Origin of the sequence: Paraflavisolibacter caeni (assembly GCF_025628885.1) — a bacterium.
Classification (GTDB): domain Bacteria; phylum Bacteroidota; class Bacteroidia; order Chitinophagales; family Chitinophagaceae; genus Flavisolibacter; species Flavisolibacter caeni.
On the sequence record NZ_JAOTIF010000003.1, the window covers coordinates 184339 to 200745 of the forward strand.

15 protein-coding genes and 3 tRNA genes are annotated in these 16407 nt (G+C 41.5%); 16 read left to right on the plus strand and 2 right to left on the minus strand.

Translation table 11 applies throughout. The features are described 5' to 3' along the window. Positions 1-8: 8 nt before the first annotated feature. From OCK74_RS07180 to trpA, 3 genes are read left to right on the plus strand one after another with little or no spacing between them, the layout of a single operon-like run. On the plus strand, positions 9-653 hold the full coding sequence (locus OCK74_RS07180; RefSeq protein WP_279296340.1) for a phosphoribosylanthranilate isomerase: 645 nt from the start codon (positions 9-11) through the stop codon (positions 651-653). A 21-nt stretch (positions 654-674) separates the two neighbouring features. After that, on the plus strand, positions 675-1892 hold the full coding sequence (gene trpB, locus OCK74_RS07185) for a tryptophan synthase subunit beta (protein WP_279296341.1): 1218 nt from the start codon (positions 675-677) through the stop codon (positions 1890-1892). A 60-nt stretch (positions 1893-1952) separates the two neighbouring features. Beyond that, positions 1953-2750, plus strand: coding sequence for a tryptophan synthase subunit alpha (trpA, locus tag OCK74_RS07190; RefSeq protein WP_279296342.1), 798 nt, complete (start codon positions 1953-1955; stop codon positions 2748-2750). A gap of 10 nt (positions 2751-2760) precedes the next feature. Here trpA and OCK74_RS07195 read toward each other — a convergent pair. Then, a tRNA-Gly gene (locus tag OCK74_RS07195) sits at positions 2761-2833 on the minus strand. Between the two features lie 72 nt (positions 2834-2905). Between OCK74_RS07195 and hisH the strand changes: the two genes are divergently transcribed. The 5 genes from hisH (at position 2906) to OCK74_RS07220 (ending at position 7080) form a co-directional block, all read left to right on the plus strand. After that, a complete protein-coding gene (hisH, locus tag OCK74_RS07200; protein ID WP_279296343.1) occupies positions 2906-3505 on the plus strand; it encodes an imidazole glycerol phosphate synthase subunit HisH in 600 nt (199 codons plus the stop codon). A gap of 14 nt (positions 3506-3519) precedes the next feature. Further along, positions 3520-4311, plus strand: a complete 792-nt coding sequence (hisA, locus tag OCK74_RS07205) for a 1-(5-phosphoribosyl)-5-[(5-phosphoribosylamino)methylideneamino]imidazole-4-carboxamide isomerase (protein ID WP_279296344.1) — start codon at positions 3520-3522, stop codon at positions 4309-4311. Positions 4312-4329: 18 nt separating this feature from the next. Beyond that, positions 4330-5163 (plus strand): imidazole glycerol phosphate synthase subunit HisF, encoded by an 834-nt coding sequence (gene hisF / locus OCK74_RS07210; RefSeq protein ID WP_279296345.1) that lies wholly within the window; start codon positions 4330-4332, stop codon positions 5161-5163. A 130-nt stretch (positions 5164-5293) separates the two neighbouring features. Beyond that, positions 5294-5893, plus strand: a complete 600-nt coding sequence (hisIE, locus tag OCK74_RS07215; protein WP_279296346.1) for a bifunctional phosphoribosyl-AMP cyclohydrolase/phosphoribosyl-ATP diphosphatase HisIE — start codon at positions 5294-5296, stop codon at positions 5891-5893. A 104-nt stretch (positions 5894-5997) separates the two neighbouring features. After that, positions 5998-7080, plus strand: coding sequence for a redoxin domain-containing protein (locus OCK74_RS07220; protein ID WP_279296347.1), 1083 nt, complete (start codon positions 5998-6000; stop codon positions 7078-7080). Positions 7081-7152: 72 nt separating this feature from the next. Here OCK74_RS07220 and OCK74_RS07225 read toward each other — a convergent pair whose 3' ends face one another. Next, positions 7153-7320: a hypothetical protein gene (locus OCK74_RS07225; RefSeq protein ID WP_279296348.1), complete on the minus strand. Its 168-nt coding sequence runs from the start codon at positions 7318-7320 to the stop codon at positions 7153-7155. Positions 7321-8231: 911 nt separating this feature from the next. On the opposite strand from OCK74_RS07225, the gene mtaB reads away from it, so the two are divergent. The 8 genes from mtaB to OCK74_RS07260 all read left to right on the plus strand — a co-directional run bounded on the left by mtaB (position 8232) and on the right by OCK74_RS07260 (position 16372). Beyond that, positions 8232-9506, plus strand: coding sequence for a tRNA (N(6)-L-threonylcarbamoyladenosine(37)-C(2))-methylthiotransferase MtaB (gene mtaB / locus OCK74_RS07230; RefSeq protein ID WP_279296349.1), 1275 nt, complete (start codon positions 8232-8234; stop codon positions 9504-9506). 103 nt (positions 9507-9609) lie between these two features. Next, a tRNA-Val gene (locus OCK74_RS07235) sits at positions 9610-9684 on the plus strand. 44 nt (positions 9685-9728) lie between these two features. Beyond that, positions 9729-9803, plus strand: a tRNA-Val gene (locus OCK74_RS07240). Positions 9804-9893: 90 nt separating this feature from the next. Next, positions 9894-10190, plus strand: a complete 297-nt coding sequence (locus OCK74_RS07245) for an ATP-dependent Clp protease adaptor ClpS (protein WP_279296350.1) — start codon at positions 9894-9896, stop codon at positions 10188-10190. Positions 10191-10581: 391 nt separating this feature from the next. After that, positions 10582-12564: a PAS domain-containing protein gene (locus OCK74_RS07250; RefSeq protein WP_279296351.1), complete on the plus strand. Its 1983-nt coding sequence runs from the start codon at positions 10582-10584 to the stop codon at positions 12562-12564. A gap of 10 nt (positions 12565-12574) precedes the next feature. Next, positions 12575-13222, plus strand: a complete 648-nt coding sequence (locus tag OCK74_RS07255; protein WP_279296352.1) for a response regulator transcription factor — start codon at positions 12575-12577, stop codon at positions 13220-13222. 63 nt (positions 13223-13285) lie between these two features. Further along, the gene (locus OCK74_RS27925) at positions 13286-13426 is read left to right on the plus strand and encodes a response regulator (protein ID WP_423803144.1); all 141 of its coding nucleotides are present in this window, start codon (positions 13286-13288) and stop codon (positions 13424-13426) included. A 222-nt stretch (positions 13427-13648) separates the two neighbouring features. Then, entirely contained in the window at positions 13649-16372 is a 2724-nt protein-coding gene (locus OCK74_RS07260; protein ID WP_279296353.1) for a valine--tRNA ligase, read from the plus strand. Positions 16373-16407 lie beyond the last annotated feature (35 nt).

Here is a 16407-nt window from a genome sequence, read left to right on the forward strand (position 1 = left end):
ATTAAAAGATGCGAGTAAAAGTTTGCGGCATGACACAGACAGAACAAGTGAACGAGCTGGCTGGTATGGGCGTCGAGTTTGCCGGTTTTATTTTTTATCATAAAAGTCCCCGGTATGTGCTCAATCACATGACCACGGCACAGGTAAGAAAAATAAATAACATCAACAAGGTTGGCGTATTTGTGAATACTCCACTTGAAGAAGTAATGCGTATTGTTGATGAATGCCGTTTGCATATGGTTCAGCTGCATGGCGACGAGCCACCTAAATATTGCGAGCGCATTGCAGACTATATTTCTGTAGTAAAGGCTTTCCGGTTAAGTGATAATGACAGCATTGAATGGATGACCCGCCCTTACCTGGATGTATGTGATATGTTCATGTTCGATACGCTGGGTGCAGGCTATGGTGGCACCGGAAAGAAATTCGACTGGAGCATTTTAAAGGATGTCTACATGCCAAAGCCTTTCTTTCTTAGTGGGGGCATCGAACCAGGAGATGAAGAAAAATTGCATGAGTTTACACACGAACCCATAGCTAAACATTTATTTTCTATTGATATCAATAGCAAGTTTGAAGTGAGCCCGGGAGTGAAGGACCTGAAAAAAGTAAAGATTTTTGTAGATCAAGTTCATAATAATAATTCCAAATAATACATAAGTCCCAGTTTAACCATGGATCATAAAGTTTCATATCAGCGACCCAACGAGCAAGGCTACTACGGTAGGTTTGGTGGTGCGTTCATTCCTGAGATGCTGCACCCCAATGTAAAAGAACTTCAGGAACGGTATCTTGACATCATGTATGATGCTGCTTTCCAAAAAGAATATACAGAACTGCTCCGGGATTATGTTGGACGCCCTACTCCGCTCTATTTTGCGAAACGTCTGAGTGCACAATACAATACCAATATTTATCTGAAGCGGGAAGATCTATGTCATACAGGCGCCCACAAAGTGAACAATACTGTTGGGCAGATCTTATTGGCGCAACGCCTGGGCAAAAAACGTATCATTGCTGAAACTGGTGCTGGACAGCATGGTGTGGCAACAGCTACAGTTTGTGCACTGAAAGGAATGGAGTGCATTGTATATATGGGTGAAAAAGATATTGAACGCCAGGCTCCTAATGTTGCCCGCATGAAGATGCTGGGTGCAACAGTGATTCCTGCTACCAGTGGTAGTAAAACCCTGAAAGATGCTACGAATGAAGCGATTCGCGACTGGATCAATAATCCTACGGATACGCATTATATCATTGGAAGTGTTGTAGGGCCGCATCCTTATCCCGATATGGTCGCTCGTTTTCAGAGTATTATTTCTGAGGAAACGCGCTGGCAGTTAAAAACCAAAACCGGGAGTGAGTTGCCCGATTATGTAATGGCATGTGTAGGTGGTGGTAGTAATGCTGCCGGGGCATTTTATAATTTCCTTGATGAACCTACGGTGAAAATTGTGGCTGTTGAGGCTGGGGGCATGGGCATAGAAAGCGGCATGAGTGCTGCTACTACCCGTCTTGGCAAACCTGGTATTCTGCACGGTAGCAAAAGCCTGGTTATGCAAACTGAAGATGGACAGGTTGTAGAACCACATAGTATTTCTGCAGGCTTGGATTATCCGGGTATCGGACCTTTACATGCACACCTTTTTGATAGTGGTCGTGGTACTTTCTTACATGCTACTGATGATGAAGCTTTAGAAGCAGCTTTCCAGCTGGCCAAGTTAGAAGGTATTATTCCAGCACTGGAATCTTCTCATGCGCTGTCTGCATTAAAGCAGATACAGTTTAAGCAAAATGAAGTTGTGGTTGTTTGCTTATCTGGCCGTGGCGATAAGGACCTGGCTACTTATATGAAAGCAATGGGTGTGCATTCAAACGAAGTGACCGGTTAGTCACACATGCGCTTTTAATTTCAAAACCTGGGATTAATATCTCATTATTCACACTTTACAATGAGCCGAATACAAGAACTATTCAATCGGAAGAACAAAAAAATACTGAATGTTTATTGCACCGCGGGTTATCCGGAATTAGACAGTACGCTGGAAGTGATGAAAGCCTTACAGGATTCTGGTGCAGACTTGATTGAACTCGGTATGCCTTATAGCGATCCTTTAGCCGATGGTCCAATTATTCAGGAAAGCAGTAGCATTGCGCTGAAAAATGGCATGACCATTTCAAGACTGTTCAAGCAGTTAAAAGATTTTCGTACTGACGCCGCTGCCGGTGGTGCTGGCATTCACGTGCCTGTGGTCCTGATGGGCTATCTAAATCCTATATTACAATATGGCTTTGAAAGATTCTGTGCTGACGCTGAAGCAGTAGGAATTGATGGCCTTATACTTCCCGACTTACCGATTTACGAGTTTGAGACGGAATATGGCGAGATTATAAAGAAGCATAACCTTGATTTTGTTTTTCTGGTAACACCAGAAACATCCGCAGAAAGGATCAAAAAGCTGGATAGCTTGAGTTCTGGATTTTTATATGCAGTTTCATCCTCTTCAACAACCGGGAAGAACAAGGAGTTTGCATCCGCAGAGCAGTACCTGCAAAAACTGGCTTCTTTGAATTTAAAGAACCCGGTATTGGTTGGGTTTGGTATTAGGGACAGGGAAACTTTTGAAGCTGCTTGCAAACATACGAATGGTGCAATAATTGGTAGTGCTTACATCAAAGCTTTGAGTAACAGTTCAAATGTTCAGGAAGCTACAAAAGAATTTTTGGAAAGCATTTTAACTGAAGAGTGACGAAAAAATGAGCGGAAGACGGGACTCGAACCCGCTACCTACAGCTTGGGAAGCTGTCGCTCTACCAGGTGAGCTACTTCCGCGGTACAATTAATATGATTTGTAATGGAAAATGATTCTTAGGATACATTTTCAAATCACAGGTGAAAGATACAATGAACTTAGCAATAATAAAATATAACGCAGGAAATATTCAGTCAGTTTTGTATGCACTAGAAAGACTAGGCATACAGGCTGAGGTTACCGATGATGCGGAAAAAATCAAAAGTGCAGATAAGGTCATTTTTCCTGGGGTTGGTGAAGCCGGAAGCGCCATGCAAAGCTTGAAGGAAGGTAATCTCGACCAGGTGATCAAAGACTTGAAACAACCTGTCCTTGGCATTTGTGTGGGCATGCAACTCTTATGCAATCACTCCGAAGAAGCTGATACAAATTGCTTAGGTATTGTGCCTGTAGAGGTAAAGCGTTTCCCTGCAACTAAAATAGGGGAGGGGGTGTTAAAAGTTCCACAGGTTGGCTGGAATAGTATATATGACCTGAAGTCACCACTATTCCGGGACATTAAGGAGCACAGCTACATTTACAACGTACATAGTTACTTCGCCGAGGATAGTGAATACACCATTGCTCACTGCAATTATGGAATCCAATACGCCGCAGCCATTAATAAGGATAACTTCTATGGCGTCCAGTTCCATACCGAAAAGAGCGCACAAATAGGCGATCAAATCATCCAGAATTTTTTGAATATTTAAGCAACTTACACAACATGACAGATCCAAATAAAAAGAGCTCAGGAGCCCAACCGCTCTCCGCCTCAGGCGGAGAGCGGGGTGTGAGTGCCATCATCCCCGCCATCGACATCATCGATGGTAAATGTGTTCGCCTTACCCAGGGTGACTATAACCAGAAAAAGGTATACAACGAAAATCCTTTAGAAGTTGCTAAAGAATTTGAAGATGCTGGATTGAAACGCCTGCATCTGGTTGACCTTGATGGTGCTAAAGCTGGGCAGGTGCGCAACTGGAAGGTTCTGGAATCCATTGCCGGCAAAACAGGTTTGGTCATCGACTTTGGTGGCGGTGTAAAAGCTGAAAAGGATGTAGAGATTATCTTCAGCTCCGGCGCAGCCCTGGTTACAGTAGGGAGTATCGCTGTGAAAGATGAAGTTACCTTTGTAAGCTGGCTGAAGAAGTTTGGCGGTGACAGGTTTTTGTTGGGAGCAGATGTGAAGGATGAAAAGATCGCTGTCCATGGATGGTTAGAAACAACCGATGTTTGGATCTATGACTTTATCGAGAAGTATATCGAACATGGCGTGCAGCAGATTTTCTGTACCGACGTAGCTAAAGATGGTGCCTTACAGGGCCCTTCGATCGATCTTTATAAAAGCATCATTCAGAAGTTCCCTGACCTTCATTTCATAGCTAGTGGCGGTGTCAGCAATATCGGCGATGTCCATCAATTATTAGACATCGGTTGCAAGGGTATCATCATTGGCAAAGCCATTTACGAAGGCCGCATATCACTGAAAGAGTTGCAAAAGATCAATCTTCAATAACTTCTACATTAATTTAAAATGGATAATCAAAATAACACAAGCCCGGTGGCCCAGCCCTCCCCTTTAGGAGTAGGGGGTGAGCCTGGGCTCTTCGGTCTCACCAAACGCATCATCCCATGCCTGGATATCAAAGATGGGCGTACTGTAAAAGGTACCAACTTCGTTAACCTGCGCGATGCAGGAGATCCGGTTGAGTTGGGTGCAACATACGCGCAGCAGGGTGCTGATGAACTTGTGTTCCTGGATATTACGGCAACCGTAGAAAGAAGAAAAACACTCAGTGAATTGGTAAAGCGTATTGCCCGTCACATCAATATCCCTTTTACAGTGGGCGGTGGTATTAAAAGCGTGGAAGATGTCAGCGTTTTACTGAATTCTGGCGCCGATAAGATATCCGTAAATACTGCGGCTTTCAATTCTCCGGAACTGATTACTGGCATTGCCAATGCTGCAGGTAGCCAGTGTGTGGTTTTGGCCATTGATACCCGCCAGGAAGAAGATGGCGAGTGGTATGTTTACCTGAATGGTGGACGTACCAAAACAGATAAAAAATGTTTCGACTGGGCCAAAGAAGCCGTGGAAAGAGGGGCCGGAGAGATACTGCTGACTTCTATGAACCATGACGGCACTAAAGCTGGCTTTGCTTTGGATATTACGCGCAAACTTTCAGATAATCTGCCAATTCCGGTAATTGCATCAGGTGGTGGTGGCAAAATGGAGCATTTTGAAGACGTATTTCAACAAGCTCATGCAGACGCGGCATTAGCTGCTAGTATTTTCCATTTTAAGGAAATCGATATTCAGGATCTGAAACATTATTTAAAAGAGCGGAATATTGCGGTTCGACTCTAGCACTAAACTCTAAACCGCAATCCATTGCCATTCAATGTACCTTTGTGCACTTGTAGTTCAAAACTGAGGCTAAGAATTGCTAACATTAATTATATAAACAAACTTAAAAGCTCCCCTTTTGGGGCTGGGTATGAAAATAGACTTTGCTAAATATGCTGATGGGCTGGTTCCTGCTGTAATTCAGGACTATACAACAAATAAAGTGTTGATGTTGGGATTTATGAATGACGAAGCTTTGAAGAAAACAGAAGAACTGGGACTGGTTACTTTTTACAGCCGTTCCAAAAACCGTCTGTGGACCAAGGGGGAAGAAAGTGGTAATCACCTGCAGCTTCGTCAGATCCTAGTGGATTGTGATAATGATACCCTTTTGATTAAAGCTGAACCTAAAGGACCGGTTTGTCATACTGGAGCGGATACATGTTGGAGCGAAAAAAACCACAAGGACGATTTCCTTTATTATCTGGAGGATATCATCCGTCTTCGGCGGACCAGCAATGACGAAACTTCCTATGTAAGAAAACTGTTTGGCAAAGGAATTAACAAAATTGCCCAGAAAGTTGGTGAAGAAGCTGTAGAAGTTGTCATAGAAGCAAAGGACGTTAACCAAGAGTTATTTTTGAACGAAGCTGCGGATTTACTGTTTCATTATTTGATATTATTGCAAGCTAAAGGAAGTTCCCTTTCAGAAGTGATTGATGTTTTAAAGCAAAGACATCAGCCAAAGTAAATTCTGTAAGCCCTTTTGTAATTAAATAAAAGAGCAATGGGAAGCTCCACTTGAACAGTTTAAATAAAGTGAACAGTTAAATAATTTAATATAAATACTGGCTGATGAAAAAAGTGCTATTGGCCCTTGCCCTGCTTCCCTCATTATTGTTTGCGCAGACGTCTGGCTTTGTTCTGAATGGTAAGGTATCAGATTTGCCGGATGGCGCCGAAGTGAAAATTACGGACGCATTCACCAACAACCCGGTCGCTTCCTCAACAGTAAAAGGTGGAACGTTTACCGTCAAAGGCTCTATTCCTGAACCTGGTTTGTTTTGGATAACCATTGGGAAAGAACAGGCGCAGCATATTTACCTGGAAAATAAGAACATCTCAATTACCGGTACTCGTACAGACCTGAAACATATGAAAGTGGAAGGTTCCCAGTCTCATAAAGACTTTGAAGAGTTCCGGGACATTTTCAATCCGTTGGTTGGTAGCCTCAATGCGACCGCTGCCCAAATTGAAAAAACAGAAAATCAAGCAAAACGTGACGAATTAATGCAGCAATATTTTGCGCTCAGTCAAAAAGTTAAAGACGAGGTCGCAAAATTCATTGCTTCTAAACCATCATCATTTGTTTCTCCCTTCCTGCTTCACCTGACAGGTCAGTTGATTGACGATGTGAGTGTAACGGAAAAATATTACAATAGCTTATCTGAGAATGTCAGGAATTCACAAATAGGCAAAGCCCTGGCTGAGCAGATCGCGGAAAGTAAAATTGGTGCTGTAGGCACTGAAGCCATGGATTTTACCCAAAGCGATCCTGATGGCAAGCCGATTTCACTCTCTTCTTTCCGTGGTAAATATGTCCTGGTTGACTTTTGGGCAAGTTGGTGTAAACCTTGCCGGATGGAGAATCCTAATGTGGTAAAGGCTTATAATAAGTTTAGTAACAAAAACTTTACTGTTTTCGGCGTTTCTCTCGATAAAGAAAAGGATTCCTGGGTAAAGGCTATCGAAAAAGACGGACTTGTCTGGCCTCAGGTAAGTGATCTTCAATTCTGGCAAAACAGTGCAGCTGTTTTATACCGTGTTCAGGGCATTCCTCAAAACTTCCTGATTGACCCCAACGGAAAGATTGTAGCCAAAAACCTCCGCGGCGAAGAACTCGAATCCAAACTGTGCGAATTGCTCGGATGTAATTAAAAAATAAAAATCTAATTGATATAAAAAAAGGCTGGCTCCTATTTTTGAGCCAGCCTTTTTTTATATGATTCGCTACCAATGCTCAACATCCCCAAGCCAAAACCTCCTCGCCTCGCCACCCAATCCCACCATCATTCCCCTCCCTGCTCTTTCCGCTTTTGGACGCAAATGACCGGCTATAACATGTTTTGTCCGCTCTGGCAGAATCCATCCTTCGTACCTTAAGTATACCTGAAGCATACCATCAGTATACCTAAAGTATACCTAAAGTAGGGCTAGAGTATTCCAACAGCATCCCTCCATTCCCCCTACTTCCCCCATACTTACTCCATAGCTAAGCCGTACCATAGCCGTACTTAAGCCTAGGCTAGTTCGACCATCCTTCGATCATCCTTCGATCATCCTTCGACTATCCTTCGACCATCTTTCGACTATGCTTCGATCTGAATTGAGCAAATGCTCCTAAATATGGGAGGAAAACAACCTACAGGCAGAACGCCTTCAATGCCCTGAACGGAGTTAGGTGGAGCTGTGCCTAAAGATACAAAACCAACCCCCACCTTCCAAGTTTTGACCCATCATGGTACACTTCCCTTTATTCCTCATTCTAACCCCTTCTCCCTTTCCTCCAATTCACAATTCACGATTGACAATTCACCATTCGCACTTGTCCGCCCCTGGCGGATTCAATTCATTTGTTATTCCTTCCTCTCATCCGCGCTAAAGCATACCTCCTGTATAGATACTCCCAGGATACTCCCTACCAAAGCCCACCCAAAGCCCAGGATAAAGTATGAAAATGGCAATTTTTCTCCTTCCTGATCCACTAAATCCTTCAACTCATCCCTCATTACTCATCATTCCTTCCTCACTTCACTTCCAGATACCTGGCTCCATTTCACCCTTTTATTAATTCCATATAATACCGACTCCCCAATCTTTTTATGCCAGCCCCCAATCTTTCTTACTATCTATTCCTACACGCAAACATCCTCTTCCTCCTAATCTCCTTAATCCCTCAAATTCAGGTCTAGGTATCCTTCTAACAAGCTTCAGAAAATCTTAAAAATTTACTCCCAAGTCCTTTTTCTCCCTTCTTTCATCGTTCAAATCCGCGGTTTCTGGAAATCTGTGGTTAATTTTGCGCCCTTATGGATAATCAGCGCACGGTAGCATTTCATACATTGGGTTGCAAACTGAATTTTTCAGAAACTTCTATGCTTTCCAGGAGCTTGGAAGCTCAGGGCTTTTTGAAAAAGGAGTTTGAAGAAGAAGCTGATGTATATGTCATCAATACTTGTTCTGTTACAGATAATGCAGACAAGGAGTGTCGCCAGATTGTGCGTCGTATTCAACGAAGAGCGCCCCAGAGTATGGTGGTGATAACTGGTTGTTATGCACAGTTAAAACCGAAACAGATCGCTGAAATTCCGGGTGTAAACCTCGTATTGGGCGCAAAAGAGAAGTTTAACTTGGCTGCTCACTTAAAAGAATTGACAAAAGGGGACTCTGCCAAGATCTCCAGTTGCGATATCGAAGACGTTACCGGTTTCAATGCTTCTTACTCATTGAACGACCGTACAAGAACTTTCTTAAAAGTTCAGGACGGCTGCGATTATAACTGTTCCTTCTGCACCATTCCAATGGCTCGTGGTAAAAGCCGCAGCGACAGTATTGCTAATGTATTACGTAATGCCCGGGAACTGGCTCAAAATGGTGTAAAAGAAATTGTGCTAACGGGTGTTAACCTTGGCGATTTTGGAAAAGGTCCTGATGGTGCTAAAAAAAGTGAAGAATCCTTCTTTAGCCTGATTCAAGAACTGGATACTATTGATGGCATTGATCGTTACCGCATTTCTTCTATTGAGCCGAACTTGCTCTCAAAAGAGATCATAGAGTTTGTGGCAGGTAGCCAAAAATTTATGCCGCATTTTCATATTCCTTTACAAAGCGGTAGCAATGATATACTGAGCCTGATGCGCCGCCGTTATAAAAGGGAGTTATATGCCGAAAGGGTAGAGGTGATCAAATCATTAATGCCACATTGCGCAATCGGGGTTGATGTAATTGTTGGCTTCCCTGGCGAAAGTGACAATCATTTCCAGGAAACCTTCAATTTTTTGCATGACCTGGATATTTCTTACCTCCACGTTTTTACCTATTCAGAAAGAGACAATACCAAAGCGTTAGAAATAAAACCTGTTGTGCCAGTAAACCTCAGGCATGAACGAAATAAGCAATTGCGCAATCTTAGCTATATGAAGATGCAACACTTCACGGAACAGCATGTTGGTCAAACGCGGAAAGTATTATTTGAAGGCAGTGAAAAGAACGGCATGATGGAAGGGTATTCCGATAATTACATCCGGATTAGCACGCCTTACAAAGTAGAATGGGCAAATAAAATTGTTGATTGGAAAATTTAATTGAAAAAGTTCAGCAAAAAATTTGAAAGAATAAAAACATCCCTATATTTGCACTCCCAAAACGGGAATAACGGTTAGAAAATCAGTTCTTTATAAAATATTCGGGAGCATAGCTCAGCTGGTTCAGAGCATCTGCCTTACAAGCAGAGGGTCCGCGGTTCGAATCCGTGTGCTCCCACTAAATTCAGTTCAAAAACTGAATTCTACAAGTTCTTAAATAATGGGAGCATAGCTCAGCTGGTTCAGAGCATCTGCCTTACAAGCAGAGGGTCCGCGGTTCGAATCCGTGTGCTCCCACAGAAAAACCTCAGTGATAAACACACTGAGGTTTTTTATTTTATGCCATTTCCTCAGCTTCATATATCAAGATTCTTAACTTTGTAACGTATGGCAGGAACAAAGGAGCGCATAAGTCCCTCAGAAGTAGAAGATCTTCTTACCGATATAGAAGCTCCATACCAATTAATTGTGTGGAACGACGATGTAAATACTTTCGATTGGGTAATTGAAACCCTAATGGAAGTGTGCGACCATTCTTATGAACAGGCAGAACAGTGTGCATACATTATTCATTTCAAAGGAAAGTATGCAGTTAAAGAGGGCTCTTTCGACTTTTTAAAACCTATGTGTGATGCAATAACTGAAAGGGGTATTGGCGCTACCGTAGAAACTGTTCTTGCCTAAAAATGGTATAATTATTTTATATTATAAAATCCAATTGCTACTTCTGAAATACCTAAGCAGTTCTTTACAATTGCAGACAAAGATCCTATCCTGACAAGTATTATCCTTGTACTTCACCGGAAAATTATCCTGATCGTTTTAAATTTTACATTTAAATATTATCTTTCTGATCTTAAAAGCGTAAATCTAACCTCTTTACGTTTAGATTTATGTTTTTATAGAACACTGTTTATTTGAATTTATTGCAGAAGTCGCAGTTGTTTTATTGAAAATAAATTTAAAAAACAGCATTCTTTTATTCACCCTATTTTAATTATCTACCAAAAGCGCTTTAACCATAGTGAAAACACCAGGGATGAAGGATGGGAAGAGCAATAAAGAGTTTAGCTCTATGCAAGATATATTTCAGAAGAAAGCAAAAGTAAACCCCTTGATAAAAAATAATGATCGATATGAAAAGTTAACACTGGCGACTTCAGACATTATTTGGGATTGGGATTTGGAAACTGATGAAATTGTTTGGTCTGGAAATTATGCGCATTTATTCGGTTGGCAGTTGCCGGAAGATAATAAATTAATAGCTGCAGATAGCTTCTCAAGGTTTCACCCCCAGGATTATAAACGTGTATTTAATAAATTAATGGATGTTATCCATGATCCTGCAGAAACAAAATGGCAGGATGAATACCGCTATCAAAAAGCAGATGGCAGTTATGCATTCGTGATAGACAGAGGGTATGTTATCAGGGGCCAAAATGGAAAAGCCTGGCGTATGGTGGGCGCCATGCAGGATCATTCAGAAAAATATTATCAAACAGAGTTACTTGCACTAGAGCGTAAAATTTTTGAGCTATCCTCTAACCCTGAAATACTATTTATAGATATCATACAACAATTCCTGCGAGGTATTGAAGTGATCTACCCTCAAATGTTCACGGCTGTTATATCTATAAATAATGGTACAATTGAACAACTAATAGCACCAAATATTCCTGATGAGTTATTGGCCACTTTTTATGGAAGAAAGACCAGTATAGAGGAAAGGTATTGGGAGGATGCTATACGTAAGAAGCAAATGATCGTTGTAAAAGATATTGCTGCCGATCCTTTATGGGTAAATAATAAGGAGTTGCTCTTGAATTATGGCCTAAAGTCATGTTACGCATTACCTGTTATTCATAACTTGGGACAGGTAATTGGATGTTTCCTGATCTTTCATAAAGTAAAAGCTTTTGACTTATCAAAAGAGGAGTTCCAGATCATTGAAAGAGCGGCGAATATATTGAGAATTTTAATGGAAAATCGTCAGTCATTACGTGAGTTGAAAATGACAAATGAGAGGTTCGATGTCATTATGAAAGCTTCCAATGACCTTATTTGGGACTGGAACCTCGAAAAAGGCATAGTTTATCGCGATGTAGAAGGTGTGCAAAAGGTTTATGGTATAACCGACGATACAACAATCAGCGATATAAACGCCTGGATACAACGCATCCATCCTGATGACCGCTTGAAAGTGCAAAAAACTATTAAATCCATAGTAAAGTCTACAGAGCAGAACTCCTTTGAACTGGAATACCGGTTTATGCGTGAAGATGGTACTTATGCATTCGTATACGATAGGGGCATATTATTGCGAAATGAAAAGGGCAAGCCGTACCGGATGATTGGCGCAGCCCACGATATTACTGAGCGCAAAAGGCTGGAAAGAGAGTTGATTAATAAGGAACTTGAAAAACAAAGAGCCATCAACCAGGCTACTATTGATACGCAGGAGCAGGAGCGGACCGAGATAGGAAAGGAACTGCATGACAATGTGAACCAGGTTCTTACTACCACAAAACTTTATCTGGAACTGGCTTCAAGCAATCCGGAAATGAAAGACCAGTTAATAGAAAAGTCAATCAAAAATGTCATTTATGTTATCAATGAGATCCGGCAGCTTTCCCGCTCATTGATGAACCCGAGTTTAGGTGATTTAGGATTAATCGACGCTTTGAGGGATTTGGCCGAAAATATTCACTTTACAAAAAAACTTCACTTAAATTTAGATTTAAATGAGGAAGTTGATTCAAATTTAAATGAAAACCAAAAAGTAATGCTCTTCCGTATCGCTCAGGAGATTTTGAATAATACCATTAAGCACGCTCAGGCTACAACTGTTGACATGAAATTGGATCAATTAAATGATCAGGTAGTGCTGATGATCAAAGACGACGGGAAAGGATTTGATATTTCGAAAGTAAAAAAAGGTTCAGGGCTGAAAAATATCCAAAACAGGGTATATTTAGCCGGTGGAAACTTAGAAATTCACAGTAAGCCTGGAAAAGGTAGTACTACAATCGTAAAATGTCCTATAAAAACTCATTTGTAACCTAAGAACTATGGAAAAAATCACAATTCTTATTGCTGACGATCACACCCTTGTAAGAGAAACCTGGAGTTTTATTTTAAACACCGATCCTCGTTTTAGCGTAGTTGCCGAAAGCGGTAGCGGCGAAGAAGCCGTGGAGCTGGCAAATAAACTGCGGCCTCACATTGTTATTATGGATATCAACTTGCCCGGAATGAATGGTATCGAGGCTACTCAGTTGATTCGCAAATACTCTCCTGGAAGTAAAGTCCTGGGTGTATCTCTCCATACTCAACCTACATATGCCCGTAAAATGATCCAAAAAGGGGCTATGGGATATGTAACCAAAAATTCTTCCCGCGAAGAAATGTTTAAGGCACTTATGGAAATTCATAATGGCCGCAAGTACATCTGCGATGAAATCAAGAACATCTTATCTGAGCAGGTAATTAGCGGTGAAGATGCTCAAACAGGCCTGAATGCATTGTCTCAACGCGAAATTGAAATTATTGCTTACATCAAAAAAGGGTTCTCTTCTAAAGAAATAGCCGATGCCCTGCATATTTCAGTAAAAACCGTCGAAGTACACCGTTACAATATTTTAAAGAAGCTGAATCTGAAAAATGCTGCAGCACTTGTCAATTTTATTAACAATAGTCAATTGGACTTTGAAAGTTAATATACAAAACAGTATTTTCACTATATAACATCGTGAAAATACTGTTTTATCTTTTGTAACTGCATTGAAGCTGCGGTTCCATTAAATCCCGATATCATGTTAATGGATATCAACATGCACCCCATGAATGGATTTGAAGCTACCTCCGAAGTACTAAAAGTGAATCCCCAAATAAAGATCATAGGAGTATCAGTGAATAACTAGGTTTCCTATGTTCGCAATATACTTGATGCCGGAGCAAGGGGATATGTCACTAAAAATTCCAGCCGCGAGGAAATGATTAAAGCAATCAAGTTAGTATATGAGGGGCAAATTTATATCTGCGAAGAAATTAGAGGAAAAGTGGCAGATAATATATAATTAAATCTATAGACTCTAGAAGGTGTGCAATTGACTAACTTTGCACACCTTTTTATTTAATACAGCATGAGCAATACACTCCCTAAGAATTTTGAACCGCAGCAGGTTGAAGAAAAATGGTACAAGCATTGGACCGAACAAGGTTATTTCAACAGTACTCCCGATGACCGTAAACCATTTACAGTTGTCATTCCTCCACCAAATGTTACCGGCGTATTGCACATGGGCCATACGCTCAACGAGACTGTGCAGGATGTATTGGTCCGCAAGGCTCGTATGAGTGGTTTTAATGCGTGCTGGGTTCCCGGCAGCGACCACGCTTCTATCGCTACTGAAGCTAAAGTGGTGCAATTGCTTGAAAAAGAAAAAGGTATCAAAAAACAAGACCTTTCCAGGGAAGAGTTTTTGAAACATGCCTTTGAGTGGAAAGATAAATACGGTGGCATCATCAACCATCAGATCAAGAAGTTGGGTTGCAGCGTTGACTGGAATCGTGTCACCTTTACCATGGATGATCACTACTACCAAGCCGTAATTAAGGTATTTATTGACCTCTATAATAAGGGGCTCATCTACCGTGGTGCCCGTATGATCAACTGGGATCCCCAAGCCAAAACAGCTCTGAGTGATGAGGAAGTTGAATACAAGGATATCCAGGGTAAATTGTACTATGTTCGATACAAGGTTGCTAATGGAGCCGGCGATGAAAGTATATTGATTGCTACCCAGCGTCCTGAAACCATCATGGGTGATACTGCAGTTTGTGTCAACCCTAACGATGAACGCTACCAGCATCTTAAGGGTAAAAAGGTAATTGTGCCACTTGTTAACCGCGAGGTTCCGGTAATATTTGATGAATATGTAGATCCTTCTTTTGGAACAGGTGCTCTGAAGGTAACACCTGCTCATGATATTAATGACTATAATCTTGGTTTGAAGCATAACCTGCCTGCAATTGATACTCTGAACGAAGATGGTACGCTCAGTGCCGCTGCCCAGGTATTTGTTGGTATGGATCGTTTTGAAGCCAGGAAAAAGGCGGTTGAGCAATTAAAAGCAGAAGGCCTGCTGATGAAAGAAGAAGAATATCAAACCCGTCTTGGTTTTTCTCAAAGGACCAATGCAGTTGTTGAGCCTCGCATTTCCACTCAATGGTTTGTGAAGATGAGGGAAATGGCAGATGACGCTTTAAATGCCGTAACGAGTGGAGACGTTAAGATCCACCCGGAAGAACGCTTCCTCGCAACCTATAAATACTGGCTGGAAAATGTAAAGGATTGGTGTATCAGCCGTCAATTGTGGTGGGGACAGAGAATTCCTGCCTGGTATTTACCCGATGGTACATTTGTAGTTGCTGCAACGAGAGAAGAAGCATTTCAAGAATTTCAGAACCAGTGGGCTAAGGCAGGCAATCAATCCAATAGTACAGCAAATGATCATTCACCTTTTACTATCGACGACCTTACCCAGGATGAAGATGTGCTTGACACCTGGTTCTCTTCCTGGTTGTGGCCTATCGAAGTATTCAATGGTATCTCTCAGCCTAACAATCCTGATATCAATTATTACTATCCAACTTCTGTATTGGTAACCGGGCAGGATATTATTTTCTTCTGGGTAGCTAGGATGATCATGGCTGGCATGGAATACATGAAGGAGAAACCCTTTGAATATGTGTATTTCACTGGTATGGTGCGTGACAAGCAGGGCAGAAAGATGAGTAAAAGCCTGGGTAACTCACCTGACTTGCTGGAATTGATTGATCGTTTCGGAGCGGATGCAGTAAGGTTTGGTATCATGATCTCTGCGCCGGCGGGTAATGATCTGTTATTCGATGATAGCAGTTGCGAGCAAGGCAAGTTCTTTAACAATAAGATTTGGAATGCCTTGAAACTCTTAAAAATGTGGGAGACTAATGGCATTGCCTCTTATGACAGGAGCAAAGAGGGTTTTGAAAAAGCAACCTTTGCTGCTACCTGGTTCCAGGCAAGGTTAAACCAGGTAAAGAATGAAGTAGAGGCCCTGTATAAGGAGTTCAAGTTAAGCGAGGCGCTCAAAACCATTTACTCTCTTATTTGGGATGACTTCTGCAGTTGGTATCTCGAATGGGTTAAACCTCCTTTTGGGCAGCCCATCGATCAACATTTGTACAACAGTACATTAGACTATTTTGAGCAACTGATGCAGCTGTTACATCCGTTCATGCCTTTTGTAACTGAAGAAATCTATCATCACCTGCGCGATAGGGAGAATGGTAATGATTTAGCAATTAGCCAGTTTGGGGATTTAGGGGAACAACAAGCTGTAGTATCAAGCTTGCAGGATAATGTAGTATTGCTTTTGGGTAATAGCCTAAAAGATGCCATTACAGCCATCAGGGATGTTCGGAATAAGAACAATATGAAGCCTAAGGATGCGATCAAACTTTATATACAATCTGACAATCAAAAAGGATATGAATTGGTTGCTGATATATTGGCCAAGCAGGTCAATGCTGATGAGGTGAATTTTGTTGCAGATGCAGTTGCAGGTTGCATTACAACTGTTGTTGGTAAGGATAAGTTTTATATACAATCAGAGGTTGCGGTTGATGCTAACGTACAAAAGGATCAGTTGTTAAAGGAATTGGAATATCAGAAGGGCTTTCTGGAAGCGGTAAACAAGAAACTTTCTAATGAACGGTTTGTACAAAATGCAAAGCCTGAGATTGTAGAAAATGAACGCAAGAAACAAAATGATGCAGCGCAAAAGATCAAGGCTATAGAGGAAAGTTTGGCCACTTTGGGGTAAGAACTGTTCGTCCTATTCTTTTGCTAAAAATATAG